The organism is Enterococcus sp. DIV2379 (assembly GCF_050542965.1).
GTDB classification, from domain to species: domain Bacteria; phylum Bacillota; class Bacilli; order Lactobacillales; family Enterococcaceae; genus Enterococcus_D; species Enterococcus_D entomosocium.
In genome coordinates, this window is the sequence record NZ_CP172938.1 from 2,011,956 (window position 1) to 2,029,833 (window position 17,878).

Here is a 17,878-nt window from a genome sequence, read left to right on the forward strand (position 1 = left end):
AAGTTTAGTCTTCACTAGTAGCATCTGACAAAAAGAACTTGTCCCTCGATCAAATGATTAAATGACCTCTATCACTGGCAATCTATTCTCTGCTTTCCCTCTACTTTCAAACAAGTGAAAATTTCCTGAATCACCAAATGTGCCTATGATATTTTTCTATTCATTTCAAGTGCACTTCCTTGCGGTCATCTTTAATACTACGCTCTTTTTCCAACTCTTTTTATCTTCTTTTAAAAGAATGTTTATAAATTAGGATAATTGTCTGATCATTGGACCATTGCCCCAATCACACAGCCTTCTTTCTGTATCAAAAGCACGTTTTCAGCAAAAAAAAGCCCCTTCTTATCCATTTTGATAAGAAAGGACTTTCTACGATCGTTCAATTCAAAAAGATCAGCCTTACGTACAGAGTTGCGCATACCTAGACAGGCTCGCGGGAAACGGCTCTTACATCAAACTCTTCAATTCGACATCTGGGTACTTATCTGCGAACCAACGCATCGCAAATTGATTCTCAAACAAGAACAATGGCTGGTCGAAACGGTCTTTCGCTAAAATGTTACGACTGGAGCTCATACGCTCATCCAAGTCTTTCGGATCGATCCAACGGGCGATCTTGTGGCCCATTGGGGTCATGATGACTTCCGCATTGTACTCATTCATCATGCGATATTGGAAAACTTCAAATTGCAGTTGCCCGACAGCACCGATGATATACTCATCACTAAGATACGTCTTGTACAACTGGATAGCCCCTTCTTGGACCAACTGATAGATTCCTTTATGGAAAGATTTTTGCTTCATCACATTTTTCGCAGTAACTTTCATAAAGAGTTCCGGAGTAAACGATGGCAGCTCTTCGTAAGCAACTTTTAGTCTTCCTTCATAGATCGTGTCACCGATTTGATAATTCCCCGTGTCATAGACACCAATAATATCTCCGGCGACAGCTTCTTCAATATTTTCACGGGTATCAGCCATAAATTGAGTCACATTGCTGAGTTTCATTTTTTTGCCAGTACGTTCTAAAGTAACGTCCATGCCTCGTTCAAAGGTTCCTGAACAAATGCGGACAAAGGCGATCCGGTCACGATGGGCAGGATTCATGTTTGCTTGGATCTTGAATACAAACCCAGACATTTCTGGTTCATAAGGACTGACTTCCTCACCAGCTAGTGTTTTATGTCCGTAAGGTGCTGGTGCAAAAGTCAAGAAGGTTTCTAAAAAGGTCTGTACGCCAAAATTTGTGAGAGCAGAACCAAAGAATACAGGGGTTTGATCGCCCCGAGCGATTTTTTCTGTATCAAAGGCGTCGCCAGCTTCTTGCAGCAATTCCACTTCTTCTAAAACTTGTTGGAACAGCCCATCTTCGGCAAATGGATGATCTGCTGGGAATTGACCATTTTCATCTAGGGCAACTAAACGTTCCCCACCGTGATTGTCAGGACGGTAAAATTCGACCCGTTGGTTGTGGATATCATACAGTCCTTCCAAGCCTTTCCCCATGCCGATCGGCCAATTCATTGGAAATGATTCGATCTCTAAAAGATCTTCTAGTTCTTCTAATAATTCTAATGGTTCGCGGCCATCACGGTCGAGTTTATTGATAAAAGTAAAAATCGGAATACCACGTTTTTTAACGACCTGGAAGAGTTTTTTCGTTTGTGCTTCGATCCCTTTTGCGCTATCGATCACCATGACAGCACTATCCACCGCCATCAAGGTACGGTAGGTATCTTCAGAAAAGTCCTCATGCCCAGGGGTATCTAAAATATTGACCCGTTTGCCTTGGTAATCAAACTGCATAACGGAACTGGTAACGGAGATCCCCCGTTGTTTTTCGATTTCCATCCAGTCGGACTTTGCGAAATTACCAGTCTTTTTCCCTTTGACCGTACCAGCTTGGCGAATCGCGCCACCGAATAATAATAATTGTTCTGTAATGGTTGTTTTCCCCGCATCCGGATGGGAAATAATCGCAAAGGTACGGCGACTATCGACTTGTTGTTTTAATTTTGGATTATCCATTGATTCTATTGCTCCATTTCTTGTATTTACAATGCGAACAGTGTCTATTTTAGACTGTCGCTAGTTTTCTGACCAAATCAGTATATCATGGATAAGGGTGATAAAAAAGCAAAAAAAGACAAGAAACCCCTTTGACTACTCTCTTTTAGAGAGTTAGGCAAAGGGCGCTCCTTCCATTTTGATAGAAATAAATTAAAATGCTGGCAATAAGGTATCGCTATGCTCGTTTTCTAAAAACTCACGAACTTTATCGCTAGTCATGGCACGGCGCAATACAGCGATTTTTTCAGAATCTTGATTGTCTTCTCGAGCAACCAATGAGATAGCAAAGCGATCATCGATGGTCTTTTCTAAGAAAAGGGCATCTGCTGGTTTCAAACCGATTTTCGCGATATAGGTTGGGTAATTGTATACCAAAGATACGTTTGGTTCATCATAGGCTTCCGCAAGATTCAGTAAATCGACAGATAACCACTCAAAATTTTTCGGATTTTCGGTAACATCTTTAAGTGTTCCATTGACACCAACGCCTTCTTTAAGGGTGATCAATCCTTCTTCTGCTAAAATCGCTAACGCTCGACCTTCATTGGACACATCATTTGGCAATGCGACTTTCGTTCCTTCTGGAATATCATTGATATTCGTATACTCTTTGGAATAAAAACCGACTTTTGCGTTGTAGATTTTATCTAGTGCCACTAGGTTTGCATCTTTTTCTTCATTATACATTTGCATATATGGTTCATGTTGCGCAAAGTTAGCATCGACCTCGTCATTATTCAGCAACTCATTGTACTGGATATTGTCATTGACTTGGACCAATTGGATTTCCCAGCCATCTTCCACTGCTTCAGCTGCAACCTTTACGACATCGGTCATTGGCGTCGTTTGCGAAGCGACCTTGATGATTTTCTCTTCGCTCGCTTCATCAGAACCTGTACCGCAAGCCCCCAATACACCTAATGCCAATACACTCAATCCTAAAACAAATCCTTTTTTCACTTTCATTCCTCCTATTTTCGTTTATCAAGTTTTCTTGCTGCTTGATTGCCAATCCCTTGCAGGATAAAGACCAAAAGAATCATGATGATAATTGCAAAATACATCACGCCATACTCATAACGCTGGTACCCATAACGGATCGCAAAATCGCCGATACCGCCGCCACCAACGATCCCCATCACCGTCGAATAAGAAACCATGCTGACTGCTGTCGTCGTTAAAGATAAAATCAAGCCGCTTCTAGCTTCCACTAGTAAAAACGACCAAACATACTGCCATTGACTGACACCAAGAGATTTCGCCAAATAAGAAACTTCTTCTGGAACATCCAACAGCACTTGCTCCGTCAAACGAGCAAAAATACTCATAGCAACGATGCTCAAAGGAAAACTGGCGGGAATCGGTCCAAATGAGCTGCCTAAAAGCATCCGCGTCAACGGGATCAACGCTACAACAAATAATAAAAAAGGAAACGAGCGGATGATCGTCACAATGAGATTCAAACACTCATAAAGAAATGAGATTTTTTTCCCTCGGCTGCGACTGAGAAAAAGCCAGACACCTAACGGTAGACCTAAGACAATGGCTGCGAGCATCGAAATGCCCATCATGATCGCTGTTTCTTTCAAAGATTGCAGCAATTCAGGCAGATAATACAAAATACTCTCACTGATCGTCATGCAGCAGACTCCTCTCCACTTTGCTCACATAAGAGCTTTCAATGCGGACGATTGGTTGTGGCTGATTGGCAAACTCCGCCTCAAAGACGGCGTCCTCCAATACAAACACACGTTGACAAATTTGTCGGACGGCCGATAGCTCATGACTGACAAAGACGACAGCTGGTTGAAACGTCTGTTGAACTTTTTGCAGCAAAGCAAGAACATCGGCTTTCGTATCTTCGTCCAGCGCACTAGTGGGCTCGTCACACAGCAAGATTTTTGGCTCACGGATCAAAGCCCGTGCAATAGCCACTCGTTGTTTCTCTCCGCCGCTTAACTTGGCCGGATAGATGTGGGCCTTATCTTCCATGCCAACAAACGAAAGCATCTCAAGTACCATATCTGCTGACTTTCCCATTAACTTCAAGGGCAAATAGACATTTTCGAAAACGGTTCGATTGTGTAACAGATTGTAATTTTGAAAAATCATGCCGATTTCTTGTTGTGCACGTAGCAGATGCTTTTTATTCGATGTATCGATTTTTTTGCCATCAAAAAGTAATTCCCCGCTGTCTGGGGTTTCAATCAAGTTTAAAAGCCGCAACAACGTCGATTTTCCTGATCCGCTTTTGCCGACGACCCCAACGATTTCTCCTGCCTGAACAGAAAAAGACAAACCATCGAGAACCTTTCGATCGTAACGCTTTGTGAGATTGATCGCTTCTAACATCTTTTTCCTCCTAATCAAACAGCAATGCTAAAAATTCAGAAGCGGTCATCTGATGGATAAACTGATCGATGGCGATTCCCTCTAGCAAGCGGCTAATGGTGCTTTTTTCAAAATCAATACCTTGCAACATCGCTTCAAGTTCACTGATCTCTTTTTGTCCAAAAAAATCACCGGTAATTTGAATCGCTGCAATCTTGCCTTTGTTGACAGTAAAATCGACTTCAACAATCCCAACCTGCTCAAACCGCTTTCTTTTTTGCCATTCGAAAGCAGGCGCTTCATTAAAAATCCACTCATTATTGGCATATCGTTCTTCAAACAGTGTTTGGATCGCTTGTCGATCGGTTTCCGTTAAGACGATCTCTTGCTCACTGATTTCATCAATCGATTCTACTTCATAGATTCGGCAAAGCAGTGTATCTCGAAATTCCTTGGTATCCATTGATTGGTATTGCTCTGCCAAAAAGGGCTTGATATTCGTCACACTTTTCCGAACTGATTTCGTGGCTTTAGAAGCAATTTTTTCTTGGGCAACATGTAGAACTTTCGTCAATTCTTCTAGATCCACATCATACATCAATGTGCCATGGGAATACGTCCGGCCTTTTTTTGTATACATCGCATTGCCAGAAAACTTTTTCCCATCAATGAACAGATCATTACGGCCATGTACTTCAACATCCTTGGCTCCCATTGCCGCTAAGCCTTTCATGATAGGTTGTGTTGCACTTTGATAGTCACCAAAGCTCGTGGCATCTTTTTTGGTGACAAAACTAAAACTCATATTGCCTAGATCGTCATAAACCGCTCCACCACCAGACGTTCTGCGAGTCAAAACGATCTTACGGCTTCTTAGATAGTCAAAATCAATCTCTTGATACGCATTTTGATTTCTGCCGATTATAACACATGGTTTTTGTATGTATAACAGAAGACAAGGCTCCGAAACATCTACGTTATTCATCAAATACTCTTCAGTCGCCAAATTGTAACGGATATCTTCACTAAGCATACGGTAAAATTTCATTTCAAGCCCCTCATTCTCATTATATTTCTATGGATATTCTCGCTTTTCTTACGGAAAATTGCAATCAAACTGCTTAACGATAAGATACACGTGTTTTTTTATCTGTTTTTAAACTGTATTATTCAATAAATTTATCGTAACCGTTTCTTCCATACAAATCAAGGGGAATACGTAAAAAAACGAACAAAAAAGACCAAAGCAACTGCCTTGGTCTTTCTCATTTCATTTATACGGAACTTTAACGGCGAGGCTCATCTTCCTCAAAATCTTTACGGAAATAGCGCCGCTCTTCCTCTGGTTCCACTTCCCCTTCTTCCGGGTCGTGGAAAATCACCCGGATCTTCAAGACGCGTGATCCTTCCATTTCTTCAGAGATCAGCTTCACATTGTCCACTTCGAAGGATAGTTTTTCTCCTTCATCGGGGATTAATCCTAAAGCAGTGATCAAATATCCTGCCATCGTATCCACATCACTCATATGCAAGCTCATGTTGAAGGCTTCATTAAAATCATCGATCAACATGCGTCCTTGGATGACATATTCTTTATCAGAGATTTTTTCATAAAGCTCTTCGACTTCATCTGATTCATCATCGATCTCGCCGACGATTTCTTCTAGCAAGTCTTCTAGTGTAACCAATCCAACGACGCCGCCATATTCATCAAGCAAAATCGCCATTTGGTTTTGGGTTTTCTTTAATTCATAAAGCAAATCATCGATAAAGACCGTTTCTGGCACAAACAATGGTTCCTGCAGGATTTGTTTGATGTCCATCATATCAAAGCCGTATTTGTACGCACATTTCAAAAGATTTTTGGTATGTAGAATCCCTACGACTTTGTCTTTATCTTCATTATATACAGGAATACGAGAATAATTTTCTGCTAAAATTTCAGTCAAAATTTCTTCTACTGAGTCATTGATGTCCACCATAAAGGCTGAGGTTCTAGGAACCATGACTTCCCGGGCGACTTTCGTGTCTAATGAAAAGATCCCTTGCAGCATCTCTAATTCATCTTCTTCAAAGACCCCTTCTGTTTCCAACATATACCGCATTTCATCACGGGTCATCTTCGTGTCTTCATCGTCAAATTCCATTGGAGTGATGCGCGCCAATAAACTTGTCGAAGCAGATAAGAACCAGACGAAAGGTTTTGCAATAATCCCGATCGTTCGAATGACACCAGAAGTGAACTGGGCAACTTCTTCTGATTTGTTCATGGCGATCCGTTTTGGATACAACTCACCGAAAACGATCGACACATACGTCAAGATCGCTAAAACAATAATGTTCGCTAAGCTTTTAGCCGCCGTCCCTCCACCTAATAAAGGTGCCAAACGGGTCGACAAGGTATCTGCCAGAGATGCCCCAGATAAAATATTCACCAAGGTAATCCCAACTTGGATCGTTGACAAGAAATTTGTTGGATTATCAATGATTTTCAATAATTTTTGTGATTTGACATTTCCTTCTTCCGCTTTTTGCTCCACACGGTTTTTGTTAACTGAGACAACTGCGATCTCAGAGGCCGCTAGAAAAGCGTTGATCAATGTCAAAACGATCAATAATAAAATTTGCGCTAGAAGCGACTGACTCTCGGGGTCAGCATTCATAATAGCATTCTCTCCTTATTTTTTCATTTTCTAAAAAAAATCGTGGGCTTAGCCCACGATAAAATCCTATCACAAAGTTTTTTTCTTTGCAATAAAAAACACCAGTCATTGATTATTCGATCAACCGTTCCTGATTTTTCTTAATTTTGTCGTCTTTGATCAGGCGAACAATAAAGACGACGATCGTTCGGCAAATCGCATAAAATGGCACACCTAGGAAAATCCCCAGCAAGCCAGCTAGATTTCCAGCAACTAATAAGACCAAAATGATCGTTAACGGATGGATCGCCAATGATTTTCCGATTACATTCGGGTAAATAACATTTCCGTCTAATTGTTGGACGACCAGAACCACGATACAGCATAATAATGCGCGAAATGGTTCATCAAAGACCGTCACTAACACCGCCGGAATCAAACCAAGATATGGACCTAAATAAGGGATCAAGTTTGTGACGCCTGCAATTACCCCAAAAAGAAAGGCATAGTTAACGCCGATCATCCAGTAACCAATAAACGTGAAGGTAGCGACAAAAATACATTCGATCGCTTGCCCACTAATGTAATTGGATAATGTCTTGTTTAAGTCACCTAGCAACCCAACAATCTGATCTCGTCTTCTTTCTGGAAAGACAGTTTTCAGATTAGGAACTAGCTTTTCTCCATCCTTCAACATGTAAAAAAGGATGAATGGGACTGTAACGATGATCATCGTCGCGGAAGCAATCGTACTGACGATCGATCCTAAGCTAGTGGATAACCCACTAAGAAACTGCTGCAGCAAAGAACCATAAGAAAGATTTAGGTTTTCTAACTGCTGCGCGATATCGATTTGTTTGAAAAATGGATCATCTGCGATTCTTGAGATCCAGCTTTCCATATTTTTGGCAAATGTTGGAATATTTTCCGCCAATGAAGTAATCTGACTCACCAGATTAGGAATAACGCTGACGAAAATCAAGATGATTGCTGCTACTAATAACAATAGAACCAATATGACAGCAAACAGTCGTTTTATTTTTGTCGTTTTCATCAAAAATAGGACGATTGGATTTAGCAGATAATACAGAAAGCCAGCAATCAATACTGGTGCAAATAAAGTAGAAAAAAACGTGCCGATCGGTGCAAATAGAAAATTGACTTTACTTAACACAAACACGAGTGTCACTAAAACCAATGCCTCCAATGACCAAAAGAACAGTTTTGATTGTTTGAATTTGTCGAACAAAAGATTCCCTCCCTTTTTTATAACATTATAGTTGATTTTGTAAAAAAAAGCTTGCGACTTTAGCCGCAAAAAAAAGAAATTTGTAAAAAAAGTGGTATACTAATAAAAATAACGGAGAAATCATAGCTGAGGTGAGTTTTTTATGCATGTCGCACAAACAAAAGATACGCTAAGTGAGATCTATTTGGCGTCATTGAAAATACGAAATCAAGTGTTCGTGAAAGAGCAAGGGGTTCCATTAGCATTAGAAGTAGATGAAAATGAGGCATTGGCTGTTCATTTCGTCTTATATGACGATGACAATGAAGCAGTCGCAACCTTACGTTTTTTACCGATCTCTGATCATGAGGTGAAGTTGCAGCGAATGGCGGTCCCCGCTGCTCATCGAGGTTCAGGTTATGGCAGACAACTGATCGAAGGTGCGGAAGCCTTCATTCAAAAACAAGGAATCAAAAAAGTCACTTTAGGGGCACAAATAACCGCCAAAGAGTTTTACTTGAAGTTAGGCTATCAGCCTGAAGGCGATGTCTTTTTAGACGCGGATATGCCCCATATCAAAATGAGCAAAACCTTTAACGAGAAGTGATTCCTTAAAACAGCGACCACAAAACAGATCCTTCCTCTGTTTTGTAGTCGCCGTTTTTTATTTCTCTGCTTCAATGATCTCTTCAATCGCTGCCAGCAACGCTTGCGCCACCCTTTGATCATACCCTTCACTTGTAATCATTGCCAAATCATTGTCACTGTTCAAATAGCCTAACTCCAATAATACTGCTGGAAGATATTGTTCTCGCAACACATAATAGTTACCAAAACGAGTGCCGTTGGAACTCAATGCCACCGAAGAACTCAAATTGGCAGTGATCGTTTCTGCCATCTCTTTTGCCCCAGTATAGTAATAGTAAGTTGTCAGTCCTTGAATACTGTTTGGTATTTCTGAATTATCGTAATGAATACTGATAAATAAATCTGGTTCTTCTGAAAGCGAAGCAGCGGTGATATCAGACAGCGAGAGATAACGATCTTCAGTGCGTGTATAACTGACTTGAATACCTGCTTCTGTCAACACTTCGCCGATCGTTTGGACCGTTGCTAGCGTCAAGTCTTTTTCCATGATCGTTTGATCCGTTGACAGTGCCCCAGAATCTTCGCCGCCGTGACCTGCGTCAAGGACGACTTTGAAGTTCGATAGATCTTTTGGGATTGCCGAAAGCGCGACTTCTTGAATCGATGCTGATTGCTTTTCAATATAACCAGTTACCCCATCGTCTGTTTGAATTTCAACCATGTCTTCTGTTTGACTGATGAAGGTTGCCCAACTTCCCCGATGGATTTTCCCAATGACTGTCTCTTGACTTGTTGACTGATAAATCGGTACATAATCGTTCTCACTTTCAATCACTGCATCGTATTCTGAGGGATCTACATAAATTTGAACCATACTGGCAGTCTGAGCGGTCTCTTCAGTTTGAGCGTTAAGCTCAGTTTGAGAAGTACTTTCTTGACTCTCCTCACGAGCGGATTGGTCGTTTCTCAACACAGCAAACCCCGCTGCAAAAAGCAGAATCATGGTGGTCCCGATAACAAGCTTCCCTTTTTTCTTCATGTGCTTCCCCCACTAATTTTCTTGGTCTCTCTATCATGGGACTGTCAGCTTAAACAGAACTTAAAACCTGCTGATTGAAGCATTCCATTAGAAACACAAAAAAACTTCAACCAACTTGGTTGAAGTTTCTTGGGAAAAATGAGCGATCCGACCCATTTCACTTATTTTTGAGACAACTGCTTGTAGCGATCATACCAAATGTCCACATACCCTTGCGAAAAGGGTCCTTTGCCATTATTGATCCAATCTACTAAAATTTTGACATTTTCTTTCAAGATAAAATCAATGTCTTGCGGATATTGCATAATCTTACTGTGCAATTCATACTCATCCACATCTAGTAAACGTTTCTCGCCATCAGGAAATACTTTGATATCAAGGTCATAATCGATATATTTCAATGCCTCTTCATCAAGTAAATACGGTGAAGCAAGATTACAATAATAGGAAACCCCCTTTTCTCGAATCATTGCAATAACATTAAACCAGTATTTTTTATGAAAATATACAATTGCTGGTTCACGGGTAACCCAGCGTCTTCCATCTGATTCGGTCACTAATGTATGATCGTTGACCCCTATCACTGAGAATTCACTGGTCTTTAAGACCATCGTATCCCGCCACGTTCGATGCAAATTGCCGTCATGTTTGTAGCTTTGAATGCTGACAAACTCTCCTTCTTTTGGAACTCGCATAGCAACCCTTCCCTCAGCAAGAAAACTTGCGTTTTGTTTGGGTGTTCATTACACCGACATCGTTAATATTATAGCAATAAAAGAAAGCTTTGCCTAGAAATCTTTATCGAGTTTCTGATATTTCTTTAATTGATCCACCAATTTCTGCTGGGGTTTTGGGAAAACATAGTTTTGAAAGGATTCTTTTGCTGCCCATTCGCTGTCTTGTAACGTGAGCTCTCCACGTTTTCTGCCGTAAAATAAAAGGACGTGCCATTTCAAATGACTAAAGATATGAGTGATTTCGCCAAAATGTCGTTTTTGCCAAACGACAGGTAGATCAGGAAAAATCTCGAGCGCATCATCTTCGGCAATCAAATCCAACTGCAGCTGCTCCTCTTTTGCCCATGTTCGCTGCAGAGCCTCGTACTGTTCTTTCGTCACTTCTACCAAAGGAAAATGCCACATAGAAGCCAATAAGCCTGTTTCAGGTCGCTGCACGAGTAAAAACGAGCCTTGATCTTCGATGGCGCCTGCGATGTAATAGACATCTTTTGGCTTTGCTTTTTTCGATTTCACTGGAAAGTCTGTTTGTCGATTCTCCGCATAAGCAAGACAATACTGACTGATGGGACACTCTTCACATTTCGGTGTGGTGGGTGTACAGATTCGTGAGCCAAGATCCATCAAGGCTTGATTAAACTCGCCGGGTTCATCGGGAGAAATGATCGTTCTCATCGCCTCGTCGAATGGTCTTCGGCTGCTGGCTTTCGCAATATCTGCTTCGATACAAAATAACCGACTGACGACCCGCATCACATTTCCATCGATTGCCGGTTCTGGCAAGCCAAAAGCTATACTGCCAATGGCTCCAGCTGTGTAGGGACCAATTCCTTTTAATGAGCGAATCTCTTCAATTGATTGGGGCATTTCTCCGTCGAATTCGGCAACGATTTGCTGGGCGGCAGCCTTAAGGTTACGGGCACGAGAGTAATAACCTAAACCTTCCCAAACCTTTAAAAGCTTTTGTTCTTCGGCTGCTGCCAAGTCTTGGATCGTCGGGAATTGTTCCATAAAACGATAGAAATAGCCAATCACTGTCTCCACTCGTGTTTGTTGAAGCATGATCTCTGAGATCCAGATTGCGTACGGATCGTTGGTCGCCCGCCAAGGCAGATTGCGTTTTTCTTTATGATACCAAGTTAAAAATGTTTCTTGGAACGTCTTGATTTTTTCTACATCCCAAGTTTCCCATTGCTTACTCATCCATTACTTCCTCATCTAAGAATCGTTGTATATCATCGATGGCAAACCCTTTTTGATAAAGGCCTTGCTTGATTTTCATTTTTCGTTTCATCAACGGTAACCGCTGATGCCGCCGCATAAGGCGAGCACCTTCTCTTTGGAGCGCTTCATTTTCTTGGTCCTCATCTTTTTCCATTGGTAATTCATCCAAAATCATTTGAATGACTCCTTGATGAAAACCTTTTTGCATCAAATGCATTTTTATCTTTTGGATCATTTCCTTATGGCTTTTGTTGTGAAAACGACGCATCGCTTTTTCAGCCGTATGATAACCGACTTCAAACTGCATTTCCTCGGTATACAAAGGCAATACTTCCTGAATCACGGAATCTTTTAATCCTTTTTTTCTCAATTGCTGACTGATGACCACGGGTCCTTTATCGCTCATGCGGACTTGGGTGCGAATGTAGCTCTCTCCGTAGTTTTTGTCATCGATCAGATTCAGCTCTTTCAGCCGTTCAACGACTAAGTCTCGGTCTTGTTTTTCGATTTCTTTGTCTTTCAAATAGGTACGGACTTCCATTTCAGAACGCAGCTGATAGCTGATATAGTTCATGGCTTGCTGCAAGCCTAAATCAAACCCCGCACTTTTTTTGATTTCTTTTAATTCTTCTTCACTCAGTTCCTTGCCTTTTAATAGCCGAAAACGGACCAAAAGATCTTCTGAGACCCGCAGCGTTTCACCTTCTGATGTCGCCACTTCATAAAATGGTCCTTTCCCTTTGTTGATACGAATAATTGTATTCATCTTCTTCACCTCGCGAACGTACATTCTATTTTACCACAACTACGATAAAATTCCTTCTAATCAAGCTGAAAAAATGTGGTAAAATGAACTGACTATTTTATTTAAGGAGTTCACATGGCAAATACACAAGTCCAGCTTGGACAAAAACTACAACTAACGATCAAACGCTTGGGGATCAACGGAGAAGGCATCGGGTATTACAAAAAGCTGATCATCTTTGTTCCCCGTGTTCTGCCGGGGGAACAGGTCATTGCCGAAGTCACCAAAGCCTCTCCCCGCTTTGCTGAAGCCAAGATGACCAAAATCATCAAGCCAAGCAGCGATCGCATCCAACCACCGTGCAAGTTTTATGACCGGTGCGGCGGCTGCCAATTGCAGCACTTAGTCTACGACAAGCAATTAGACTTCAAAAAAGACCTATTGAAACAAGCACTTGAAAAATTTAAGCCAAAAGGCTACCAACAGTTTGAACTAAGGGATACTTTAGGCATGGATGTTCCTTGGCATTACCGCAACAAAGCGCAATTTCAATTGCGTTACAACAGTCAAACCAAACGAATCGAAGCGGGTTTATACGAAATGGAGTCCCATCGCTTAGTCGCCATTGATGATTGCCTCGTACAAGAACAAGATACACAAAAAGTGATTAACGGCATCGTCCAGTTATTGAACAAATACCAGATCCCGATTTACGATGAACGAAAAAATAGCGGGATTTTACGAACATTGATGGTTCGCATCGGGATCGCCACTGGCGAAGTCCAAGTTGTTTTCATTACCAATTCTGTCAAACTGCCGCAAAAAAATGCGCTGATTCGCGAGATCAATCAGCGCTTGCCGCAAGTCGTTTCCATCATGCAAAATGTGCAAAACAAAAAAACGTCCGTCGTCATGGGAGAGGAAACGATTCATCTTTGGGGCAAAGAAGCAATCGAAGAACGGTTGAATGAACTGACATTCGATTTGTCCGCCCGCGCATTCTTCCAGCTGAATCCACAGCAAACCAGCGTCTTGTATCAAGAAGGGTTAAAAGCCCTTGACTTGAGCAAAAATGAAACAGTTGTTGATGCTTACTGTGGTGTGGGGACGATTGGGTTGAGTGTGGCACCTTATGCCAAAGAAGTCCGCGGCATGGACATTATTCCTCAAGCAATCGAAAATGCCCAAGAAAATGCCCACCGTATTGGTGCCCAAAATACCCATTATGAAACGGGAACTGCGGAGGAGCTATTACCAAAATGGTTCAATGAAGGCTTCAAACCTGATAGCATCATTGTTGATCCGCCAAGGACAGGCTTGGATGAACGATTATTGCAAGCTTTGCTGAAACAACCACCGAAGAAGATGGTCTATATATCTTGTAATGTTTCTACTTTAGCAAGAGACTTAGTCCAATTAGCCAAAGTGTTTCACGTAGAATATCTGCAATCAGTAGATATGTTTCCACAAACCGCACGCTGCGAAGTGGTGGTAAAATTGACCCGCAAATAAACATTCGCCTGACAAATCATTTTGTGATCTGTCAGGCTATTTTATTGCACCTATCGTTTCAGCGTATTTTCAATGGAAAAATGAATCGGTCTGTATGATGAGAATCTTTGTATCATTATAAGCATCATCAAATCCCCAATCATTAAAGCCGAAGAATCGTTCGATCCCTTGAAAAGTAATGGGTCAAAATGTTTTTTATTATATAATATTTAACACTGCAAGAAAGCAATTCTAAGTACAAAAAAAATCGAGAAACATAGAAAAAAAGCCAGAACTGATTCTTTCAGTTCCAGCTTATTTTATTTAGAAATGTGCAACTGCAAGCTTCTTTTATTTTGTAATCAAAGCATCTAAACTAGCCACTGCCAGACTCATCTTCGCGATTTTATCCAACAAGGCAAAACGGTTGCGGCGAATCTGTTCATCTTCCACCATGACCATTGTTTGATCAAAATAAGCTTCAATCAATGGGCGCAGTGCCACTAAGCTTTGGTAGTTTTCTTCCATCGTTTGATGTGGGAACTTGTTCTCTACTGTTAAGACCGCTTCATACAAGGCAGTTTCAGAGTCGTTTTCAAACAAGGCAGGATCAATTGCTGCTTGTTCCAATTCGGCTTTTTTCGCTAAATTGATTACTCGGGTCAAGGCTTCCATCGATGGTTTAAAGTCGGTGTCTTGCAGATGTTCTCTTAACATCTGAGCCGTTTCAAATAGCGTGCTGATATCTGCTTGGCGTGCGCCTAAAACAGCTTCAATGACATCATGACGCGTATTTTTGCTGAGTAAGAATTGACGCAGACGGCCTTTCACAAAATCGGTCACTTGTTCTTGACCTGCGGCAAGTTGAATACCAAAAATTTCCGGTTGGGCATTAATAGCTTCACGAATCTCTTCTTGTAACTGAGCAAATGGGAAATACCAGCGTTTTTCAGCTAGGATGCGGATAATTCCGTACGTTTGCCGGCGGAGTGCGTAAGGATCGTTTGAACCACTTGGAACCATATCGACAGCGAAGAACGCAAGCAAGCTGTCCAATTTATCCGCAATGGCTAAAACAGCCCCGATTTTCGATTGCGGCAGTTCACCTTCTGCTGAGATCGGCATGTAGTGTTCACGAATCGCTTGGGCAACTGTTGGTTTTTCTCCTTGGATCAAGGCATACTTTTCCCCCATGATTCCTTGCAATTCAGGGAATTCTCCCACCATATTTGTCACTAAATCAAATTTATAGATTTGAGCTGCCCGTTGGAGATCAGTCAGTTCTTCTTGTGTTAAACCAACAGTATTCCCGATGATTTGTGCAGCTAATCCAACACGCTGCATTTTTTCATACAAACTGCCAATTTTTTCGTGGAAGGTGACTTGCTTAAGCTTTTCCACGCAATGGTCGATGGTCAATTTTTTGTCCTCATTATAGAAAAACTCAGCATCTTCTAGACGGGCGGTCAGTACTTTTTGGTTTCCTTTGATGACATTATCAATTTTCACGGCATCCCCGTTGCGGGCAGAGATGAAATGCGGCAGCAATTCTCCATCAAGGGTGCGGACATCGAAGTAGCGTTGATGTTCTTTCATAGAAGTAACTAACACTTCTTCAGGTACAGAAAGATATTTTTCTTCAAAGTCCCCTACAAAAGCTGTTGGGTATTCAACCAGATTTGTCACTTCTTCGAGTAGGTCTTCATCTAAATCGATCCGCCAGTTGTTTTCTTGAGCGATCGCATTGATTTGTGAGGTGATCATTTGTTGACGTTCGCTTGGATCAGCAATGACAAACTGATGCTTCATTTTCTCCAAATAGTCGTCCGCATGATCAAACGTGACTGCCTCACCTAAGAAACGATGACCTTTTGACTCGCGTCCGGTAACAATATCAAGGATTTGGAAAGGAATGACTTGCTCACCAAAGAGTGCGACGATCCAATGAATTGGTCGGATATATTCAAAATCGTAGTCTGCCCAGTGCATCGTTACTGGGAACGTCAAACTCGTGATTACTTCCTGCAATCCTTTCAATACCTCAACGGTTGGTTGACCTTGGGTATGTTTCGTTACATAGACATACTCAACACCTTTTAATTCACGGAAGGTGATGTCATCGGTTGTCAATCCTTGTCCACGAACAAACCCTTGAGCTGCTTTCGACCAATTGCCTGCATCATCTAACGCGATTTTTTTCGCTGGTCCCTTGACCTCTTCTTGCGTATCCGCTTGTTTTTCAGGAAGACCGGTGACATAGACAGCCAAGCGGCGAGGTGTGGAATAGGCTTCGATCGTTGTATAAGGCAATGCATGAGCATCTAAGAAAGCTGCCGTTTTTTCTTGTAATTGTTTCATACTTGGGGTTACGACATGCGCAGGTAATTCCTCTAAGCCGATTTCTAATAATAGGTTTTGTGCCATCTTATTTTCCCTCCTCAATCAGTTTTTGCGCCACTTCTGGATCAAGCAATGGATAACCGAGGTTTTCCCGTTCTGCTACAAATAGTTTTGCTACTTGACGTGCCATGTTACGGATACGTGCGAGGTACCCAGCACGTTCAGTGACGGAGACTGCACCACGTGCATCCAACAAATTGAAGGTATGGCTGCATTTTAAGATATAGTCGTAAGCTGGATGAACTAAGCGTTCATCGATACAGCGTTTTGCTTCTTTTTCAAAACGATCGAAGTTCCCTAAAAGCAAGTCTTGGTCACTGACTTCAAAGGAGTATTTTGAATGTTCATACTCAGGTTGGCGGAAAATCTCACCATATTTGACACCTGCAGACCATTCAAGATCGTAGACACTTTCAACTTCTTGAATATAAGATGCTAGACGTTCTAAGCCGTAAGTGATCTCTGATGTCACTGGCTTACACGCTAAGCCACCAACTTGTTGGAAGTAAGTAAACTGGGTGATCTCCATCCCATCTAACCAAACTTCCCAACCAAGACCTGCACAACCCATTGAGGGGTTTTCCCAGTTATCTTCGACGAAACGAATATCATGTTCTAATGGATCGATCCCTAAAAGACGCAAGCTTTCTAAATAAAGCTCTTGGATATTTTCAGGAGAGGGCTTCATCACGACTTGGAACTGGTGGTGCTGATACAAACGATTTGGGTTTTCCCCGTAGCGGCCATCAGCTGGACGGCGAGAAGGTTCTACGTAAGCGGCGTTCCATGGTTCTGGACCGATTGCACGTAAAAATGTGTATGGGCTCATGGTTCCAGCCCCTTTTTCTGTATCATAGGCCTGCATCAGCATACAGCCGTTTTCAGACCAGAATTTTTGCAAAGTCAAAATCATCTCTTGCACAGTTAGTTTACTCATCTTTTTCTTCCTTTCTTATAACGCATTGACGACAGGATAAAACTCGACAACTGATCCGGGGATCAATTTTACTTCGACCACGGCATCTGCTTCTAAAATATCAGATAAGTCGTAAAGCATTTGGTCTGGACTCGTTGTAAATTCATGTAAAAGCTGTTCATCCTTTAAAAGGCGAACCTGCAGTGGAATACTTGCTAATACTTTGAGCTTTTTTTCGGTAAACGCACTTGCTGGAATCGTCATATCAAATAACATAATAAACCTCCTTTATTTTTGGCTATTCTTAGTGTGAAACATAAAAAAGTCCCTATATCTATACAAAGTGTATAGATATAGGGACGATACATTCGCGGTTCCACCCTACTTCCGACAAGTCGGCAGCTTCATTGATCATGCTCACGGACGCCTGCGAAATAAGGTTCCAACTTGGCTTTCACTCTCCCAAG

At 41.7% G+C, this 17,878-nt stretch carries 16 protein-coding genes; 2 read left to right on the forward strand and 14 right to left on the reverse strand.

Annotation, left to right across the window (positions count from 1 at the left end; translation table 11 throughout):
• Positions 1-447: 447 nt before the first annotated feature.
• From IGI92_RS09340 to IGI92_RS09370, 7 genes are all read right to left on the reverse strand, one after another.
• Positions 448-2,028, reverse strand: coding sequence for a peptide chain release factor 3 (locus tag IGI92_RS09340; RefSeq protein ID WP_301387738.1), 1,581 nt, complete (start codon positions 2,026-2,028; stop codon positions 448-450).
• Between the two features lie 192 nt (positions 2,029-2,220).
• Positions 2,221-3,036, reverse strand: coding sequence for a MetQ/NlpA family ABC transporter substrate-binding protein (locus IGI92_RS09345; protein ID WP_016620418.1), 816 nt, complete (start codon positions 3,034-3,036; stop codon positions 2,221-2,223).
• A 5-nt stretch (positions 3,037-3,041) separates the two neighbouring features.
• Positions 3,042-3,710, reverse strand: a complete 669-nt coding sequence (locus IGI92_RS09350; RefSeq protein WP_005235530.1) for a methionine ABC transporter permease — start codon at positions 3,708-3,710, stop codon at positions 3,042-3,044.
• Positions 3,697-4,422, reverse strand: a complete 726-nt coding sequence (locus IGI92_RS09355; protein WP_005235528.1) for a methionine ABC transporter ATP-binding protein — start codon at positions 4,420-4,422, stop codon at positions 3,697-3,699. The genes IGI92_RS09350 and IGI92_RS09355 overlap by 14 nt, the downstream gene beginning before the upstream one ends.
• A gap of 10 nt (positions 4,423-4,432) precedes the next feature.
• Positions 4,433-5,449, reverse strand: a complete 1,017-nt coding sequence (locus IGI92_RS09360) for a lipoate--protein ligase (protein WP_005235525.1) — start codon at positions 5,447-5,449, stop codon at positions 4,433-4,435.
• A 238-nt stretch (positions 5,450-5,687) separates the two neighbouring features.
• Positions 5,688-7,064, reverse strand: a complete 1,377-nt coding sequence (locus IGI92_RS09365; RefSeq protein ID WP_430606814.1) for a hemolysin family protein — start codon at positions 7,062-7,064, stop codon at positions 5,688-5,690.
• A 112-nt stretch (positions 7,065-7,176) separates the two neighbouring features.
• Positions 7,177-8,292 (reverse strand): AI-2E family transporter, encoded by a 1,116-nt coding sequence (locus tag IGI92_RS09370; protein WP_008378242.1) that lies wholly within the window; start codon positions 8,290-8,292, stop codon positions 7,177-7,179.
• A 142-nt stretch (positions 8,293-8,434) separates the two neighbouring features.
• Between IGI92_RS09370 and IGI92_RS09375 the strand changes: the two genes are divergently transcribed.
• The gene (locus IGI92_RS09375; protein WP_430606816.1) at positions 8,435-8,878 is read left to right on the forward strand and encodes a GNAT family N-acetyltransferase; all 444 of its coding nucleotides are present in this window, start codon (positions 8,435-8,437) and stop codon (positions 8,876-8,878) included.
• A gap of 57 nt (positions 8,879-8,935) precedes the next feature.
• On the opposite strand, the gene IGI92_RS09380 is transcribed toward IGI92_RS09375, so the two are convergent.
• From IGI92_RS09380 to recX, 4 genes are all read right to left on the reverse strand, one after another.
• Positions 8,936-9,898 (reverse strand): N-acetylmuramoyl-L-alanine amidase, encoded by a 963-nt coding sequence (locus IGI92_RS09380; RefSeq protein WP_301387729.1) that lies wholly within the window; start codon positions 9,896-9,898, stop codon positions 8,936-8,938.
• Positions 9,899-10,059: 161 nt separating this feature from the next.
• On the reverse strand, positions 10,060-10,593 hold the full coding sequence (gene ntdP / locus IGI92_RS09385) for a nucleoside tri-diphosphate phosphatase (protein ID WP_005225863.1): 534 nt from the start codon (positions 10,591-10,593) through the stop codon (positions 10,060-10,062).
• A 93-nt stretch (positions 10,594-10,686) separates the two neighbouring features.
• Entirely contained in the window at positions 10,687-11,838 is a 1,152-nt protein-coding gene (mutY, locus tag IGI92_RS09390; protein ID WP_074535750.1) for an A/G-specific adenine glycosylase, read from the reverse strand.
• Complete coding sequence (gene recX, locus IGI92_RS09395) at positions 11,831-12,625, reverse strand: recombination regulator RecX (protein ID WP_034858009.1); 795 nt, start codon at positions 12,623-12,625, stop codon at positions 11,831-11,833. Before recX ends, mutY begins: the two co-directional genes overlap by 8 nt.
• Before the next feature lie 114 nt (positions 12,626-12,739).
• Between recX and rlmD the strand changes: the two genes are divergently transcribed.
• A complete protein-coding gene (rlmD, locus tag IGI92_RS09400) occupies positions 12,740-14,116 on the forward strand; it encodes a 23S rRNA (uracil(1939)-C(5))-methyltransferase RlmD (RefSeq protein WP_008378249.1) in 1,377 nt (458 codons plus the stop codon).
• A 330-nt stretch (positions 14,117-14,446) separates the two neighbouring features.
• On the opposite strand, the gene glyS is transcribed toward rlmD, so the two are convergent.
• Genes glyS through IGI92_RS09415 form a run of 3 tightly spaced genes read right to left on the reverse strand, consistent with a single transcriptional unit; the run spans position 14,447 to position 17,687 of the window.
• Positions 14,447-16,519 carry a glycine--tRNA ligase subunit beta gene (gene glyS, locus IGI92_RS09405; RefSeq protein WP_301387723.1) on the reverse strand — a complete coding sequence of 691 codons (2,073 nt, stop codon included), beginning with the start codon at positions 16,517-16,519 and terminating at the stop codon, positions 14,447-14,449.
• A gap of 1 nt (position 16,520) precedes the next feature.
• Positions 16,521-17,432: a glycine--tRNA ligase subunit alpha gene (gene glyQ / locus IGI92_RS09410; protein ID WP_005225852.1), complete on the reverse strand. Its 912-nt coding sequence runs from the start codon at positions 17,430-17,432 to the stop codon at positions 16,521-16,523.
• Between the two features lie 15 nt (positions 17,433-17,447).
• The gene (locus tag IGI92_RS09415; protein WP_008378255.1) at positions 17,448-17,687 is read right to left on the reverse strand and encodes a hypothetical protein; all 240 of its coding nucleotides are present in this window, start codon (positions 17,685-17,687) and stop codon (positions 17,448-17,450) included.
• Positions 17,688-17,878 lie beyond the last annotated feature (191 nt).